The organism is Mesorhizobium sp. M1A.F.Ca.IN.020.06.1.1 (assembly GCF_004023265.1).
Classification (GTDB): Bacteria; Pseudomonadota; Alphaproteobacteria; order Rhizobiales; family Rhizobiaceae; genus Mesorhizobium.
The window spans coordinates 1-4,804 of sequence record NZ_RZSR01000444.1 but is presented as its reverse complement, the minus strand read 5'-3'; the positions used below and the strand labels follow the sequence as shown (position 1 = coordinate 4,804).

The following is a 4,804-nucleotide window of genomic DNA, read 5'->3' as shown; positions in this document are numbered from 1 at the left end:
GAACATGATGCCTAAGGACACCGAGGGCGTTTACGGCAAGGGTCTGGCCGGCGACATGTGGAAATCGCAGCTTGCCGAAAAGGTAGCCGATGTCATGGCCGCGCATGGCGGGATCGGCATCGCGAGATCGATGCTTGCCGACCATTATCTGGACGGCAAACACAAGGTGCCGGTCGGGTCCGTTGGGGGCGGACCGGACAAAGCCGAGATCGACCAGCAGACCAGGCTTTCGACCTCCCTGGTCGACGAGCTCGAGCGCAAGGCCGCCCGGTCTATGACCGGTGACGACACAACCATAAAAACGGACATCAAGATCTAGGGACCTACATGGCCGACCAAACGGACCTTTCCAACCTGCCTGCACGAACCACCGCCGCGGAAGCACCGATGGCATCTGCACGGCCTGGCAACCTCGCCGCCATCATTGGCCGGATCGAGGAGGCGGTGGACGAGGAGACGGCGGGTATCCGCAGCGGCACCAGCTACGACCTTAAGGCCTCGAATGCCCGCAAAAGCCGCTATCTCTACGAACTGACCCGCGCGCTGAAGGGCGCCAATGAGATCGAGTTCCTCGAGCAGCATCGCGAAGGGCTGGCGCGGCTGCGCCAGAAGCTGGCAAAGAACGAGGCGGCTATTCTTGCCCATCTCAATGCCGTCAACGAGGTCGCCACGCTGTTGAAGAACGCCATCCAGCGCGCCGATGCCGACGGCACCTACTCGGCAGGCGAATTCGGATATGCCCGGGCTTGAATGAGATGACTGCGGAGCAAGGTAGGATTCGGTGATCAAATTCCTCGCCGCAGCGCTTTGGATCTGCGCCGTAACCCTCGGCGCGGTGTTTTATTCGTTCCAGGCGGCGGGCGAGCGCGGCGTCGGTGAGCCGCCGAAGCCGATGCTGGGCGGTCTCGACTACGTCAAGACCGACATCATTTCGGTACCGCTCGTCCGCGATGCCAAAATCGACGGCTATTTTCTCACCAAACTCGTCTACACGGTGGAGCCGGATCAGATAAAGAAACTGTCGATCCCGGCGCCGGCCATCATTACCGATCAGGTCTATTCCTACCTCTATTCCAATCCGCAGATCGATTTCACCAAGAAGGACACGATCGATCTCGATGCTTTCCGCAAAGCGATCCGCGAGACCGTCAACGCCCGCGTCGGCGTCGAGCTGGTGCATGACGTGCTGATCGACCAGGTCAACTTCCTGTCCAAGGACGAAATCCGCGACAACGCCATCCGCCGCCGGAAGACTGCCGGCGAGACCGCGCAAGCGATGACCAAGGCGTTCCAGCCGGAGCATTGATCGGCTCTCGGCGATCGACTGGCGGGTTCACACCCTCGTCTGGTGATGCGACATGCCGCATGGCAGCCACGTTGACGTAAACGTCAACCCGAAGCTATATGCGCCGATGGCTGTCGCCGCGCTGCCGCGCGACGCGGCGCTTCGCCCAGCGGCCAAGGCCGATGCGCGTCAAACGCAACCAAACGAGGAGAACCGCCATGGGCGTTCAGGAGATTGCCGACAAGATCAGGTCGCGCGTGGCAAGCGCCGGCTTCGAGCATTCGGTCAAGTTCGACACTGGCAGCGACGGCGTCATCGTGATCGACGGCGCGACCGTCTCGACCGCCGACGCCCCGACCGACTGCACGATCAAGCTCTCGCTCGACGATCTCGATTCGCTGATCGCCGGCGACCTCAACCCGACCATGGCCTTCATGGCCGGCAAGCTGAAGGTCGAGGGCGACATGACGGTCGCCATGGCGCTCAGCCAGTTGCTCGGCTGACCGCCAGCCAACTATTTTAGAAGAGCGATGTGGCGCCGCGTTTTTGAACGCGCGGCGCCGCATCGGTAACGCCTCCGACAGTCAGGCGACGAAATCCAGCGCCTTGACCTTGCGGCCGGCGGCCTTGAACGTGCCCGCGGCCCCGTCGAGCGAGCCCTCCTTCAGCTCGAGCGCCAGCAGGCGGTGCCGCTCATAGGGCCCAGGCATGGCGAGCGAGCCGGTGCGGTCGGCCGAAAAACCGAACCGCCCGTAATAGGGTGCATCGCCGACGAGCAGGATCGCGCCGTGACCGAGCCGCGCAGCCTCGGCGATCGCGTGCCGCATCAGCGCCGAGCCGATGCCGCCGCTCCTCAGGCCCGGCTCGACTGCCAGCGGCCCAAGCAGCAGCGCTGCCGGACCACCCTCGCCCAGCGTCACGTCCCACAGCCGAACCGTACCGACGAGCGCGCCCGACGGGTCGCGCGCGACAAAGGCCAGGCCTTCCGACGGCCGGCGGCCACGCCGCAGTTTCTCGGACGACTTCTTCCTGCGCTTCGGCCCCATGGCGCGGTCGAGCAGCGCTTCGCGCGCCTGCATATCACCGATGCCTTCGGCAACGATGACGAAGGCCGGCGCAATCTCCCCCCTCGAGCGGGAGATGTCGCCAAAGGCGACAGAGGGGGTCGTTGCGCATGTAATACCGGCGCCCAGCGTGACGAGAAGCGGCGCTGGCGCTCCACGCGCGACGCCCCCCTCTGACCGCTGCGCGGCCATCTCCCCCTCGAGGGGGGAGACCCGGCGCGCAGCGCCCTCGATGATGAAATCTGCAAAGTCCATTTCCGCGATCCTTCACGAGCGGAGATCTGTTCCACAAGCGAGCCCGGGCGGGCGATGTCACCCACACCGGTTGATCTGAAGGCTCGCGCCTTCAGATCACGTAGGATCGGAGAGGCTCGAAGCCGTTGAAGGCGACCGACGAATAGGTGGTCGTGTAGGCGCCAGTACCTTCGATCAGCACCTCATCGCCGATGGTGAGCGACAGAGGCAGGGGATAAGGCGTCTTCTCGTAGAGCACATCGGCCGAATCGCAGGTCGGGCCGGCGAGCACACAGGGTGCGGTCTCCGATCCGTCGCGCGGCGTCACGATCGGATAGCGGATCGCCTCGTCCATGGTCTCGGCGAGGCCCCCGAACTTGCCGATGTCGAGGAACACCCAGCGCACATTGTCATTGTCGGCCTTCTTCGAGATCAGCACGACTTCCGACTTGATGACGCCGGCATTGCCGACCATGCCGCGACCCGGCTCGATGATCGTCTCGGGCAGCGCGTTGCCGAAATGCTTGCGCAGCGCCGAGAAGATCGCCTGGCCATAGGCCTGCGCCGCCGGCACGTCCTTCAGGTAACGGGTCGGGAAACCGCCGCCCATGTTGACCATCTTCAAGACGATGCCTTCCTCGGCGAGCGTGGCGAACACCTTCTTGGCATCGCCCAGCGCGCGGTCCCAAGCCGAGAGATCGGTCTGCTGCGAGCCGACATGGAACGACACGCCATAAGCGTCGAGGCCGAGCGCCTTGGCATGTCGCAGCACATTCACCGCCATTGCCGGCACGCAGCCGAACTTGCGCGACAGCGGCCATTCGGCACCCTCGCCGTCGGTGAGCACGCGGCAGAACACGCGCGAGCCCGGGGCGGCGCGGGCGATCTTCTCGACCTCCTCAACGCAATCCACGGCATAGAGGCGGATGCCGAGCTGGTAGGCGCGCGCAATGTCGCGCTCCTTCTTGATGGTGTTGCCGAAGGAAATGCGATCCGCCGGCGCGCCGGCATCCATCGCCATCTCGACCTCGGCAACCGATGCGGTGTCGAAGGACGAGCCCATCGCAGCAAGCAGGCGCAGGATCTCCGGCGCCGGGTTTGCTTTCACCGCATAGTAGATTTTGGAATCGGGCAACGCCTTCTCGAAGGCGCGGAAATTGTCGCGCACGACATCGAGGTCGACGACGAGGCAGGGGCCGTTCGGACGTCGGGTGGCGAGAAAATCAAGGATGCGCTGGGTAGCCATCGAGGTCTCTCCATCTGCGCCTTTCGGCGCGCACAAAGGCTGCGGGACGCGGGCGCTCGGCCTCGCGAACTCGCGGTGGACAAAGGCGGGACGGAAAATCCGTGGAACCAGCCGGTGGAGACCCCGGAACCACGGATCGCCGTCTCGCGGCGGTGAACCTGGCCTTGCCCGGCCTCGGTTCGCTTTGTCTGCCTTGGCTTGGATGGGAGGACCCGTCCGCACTGCCGGCAATGAAGGTGTGCCTCTTCAGTAACCCCGGTCTTTGGACGACCGGCAGACACCAGAAAGGCCCGCACCGTCGTTGCTTCAAGGTGTCCTCGGTCTTGTGGTTGGCCACTGACCGACTGGAGGGGTTGGCTCCAGTTACCTTACCGATTGCCCTCACCATTCGAGGATCGGCGGACACCCACAGGCACGTGCGACTTTGGGCAAGCGCGATATAAGAGCGAAGGGTTTCACAATCAATAAAAATCGTCAGCGCCGGTTGTAAAAATTGCGGCATCGAACAATGTTTGTGGACCGTATTCGGAAATCGAACAATGCCAGGCACCCACGGCCCTCTCAACGCCTTCCTCGATCTGCGCCAAATGCCCGTGGCCAATGCGGAATTTGGCCTGCTGGCCGGCCTGCGCCTGGCCGTGAAGGACATCTATGACGTCGCCGGCTATCGCACCGGCTGCGGCAACCCGCGCAAGTTCGAACAGGCTCACGCCGCCGCGCGTACGGCCGAGGCCGTGCAGTTGATTCTCGATGCCGGTGCGCGATTCGTCGGCAAGACGCAAACCGACGAGCTCGCCTTCTCGCTGTTCGGCCAGAATTCGCATTTCGCGTTTCCGGTGAACGCAGCCGCTCCGGATCGCGTGACCGGCGGCTCCTCGTCAGGTTCGGCGGCAGCGGTCGTCGGCGGCCTTGCCGACATCGCCGTCGGCTCCGACACCGGCGGCTCGATCCGCGCGCCGGCGAGCTTCTGCGGGT

At 64.2% G+C, this 4,804-nt stretch carries 7 protein-coding genes; 5 read left to right on the top strand and 2 right to left on the bottom strand.

Features of this window, described 5'->3' with window-relative positions; genetic code table 11:
• The 4 genes from EOA60_RS19285 to EOA60_RS19270 all read left to right on the top strand — a co-directional run.
• The coding region (locus EOA60_RS19285) for a rod-binding protein (protein ID WP_206628166.1) at positions 1–319 on the top strand (319 nt) is incomplete at its 5' end.
• A gap of 8 nt (positions 320–327) precedes the next feature.
• Positions 328–750 carry a hypothetical protein gene (locus EOA60_RS19280; RefSeq protein WP_095800460.1) on the top strand — a complete coding sequence of 141 codons (423 nt, stop codon included), beginning with the start codon at positions 328–330 and terminating at the stop codon, positions 748–750.
• Positions 751–781: 31 nt separating this feature from the next.
• Complete coding sequence (locus EOA60_RS19275; protein WP_095823408.1) at positions 782–1,306, top strand: hypothetical protein; 525 nt, start codon at positions 782–784, stop codon at positions 1,304–1,306.
• Positions 1,307–1,503: 197 nt separating this feature from the next.
• Positions 1,504–1,788 carry an SCP2 sterol-binding domain-containing protein gene (locus tag EOA60_RS19270; protein WP_067002744.1) on the top strand — a complete coding sequence of 95 codons (285 nt, stop codon included), beginning with the start codon at positions 1,504–1,506 and terminating at the stop codon, positions 1,786–1,788.
• Positions 1,789–1,869: 81 nt separating this feature from the next.
• Here EOA60_RS19270 and EOA60_RS19265 read toward each other — a convergent pair whose 3' ends face one another.
• Positions 1,870–2,364, bottom strand: coding sequence for an N-acetyltransferase (locus tag EOA60_RS19265; RefSeq protein WP_095823582.1), 495 nt, complete (start codon positions 2,362–2,364; stop codon positions 1,870–1,872).
• 331 nt (positions 2,365–2,695) lie between these two features.
• Positions 2,696–3,829, bottom strand: coding sequence for an ornithine/lysine decarboxylase (odc2, locus tag EOA60_RS19260; protein ID WP_095823409.1), 1,134 nt, complete (start codon positions 3,827–3,829; stop codon positions 2,696–2,698).
• A 539-nt stretch (positions 3,830–4,368) separates the two neighbouring features.
• Between odc2 and EOA60_RS19255 the strand changes: the two genes are divergently transcribed.
• The coding region (locus EOA60_RS19255) for an amidase family protein (protein ID WP_245502584.1) at positions 4,369–4,804 on the top strand (436 nt) is incomplete at its 3' end.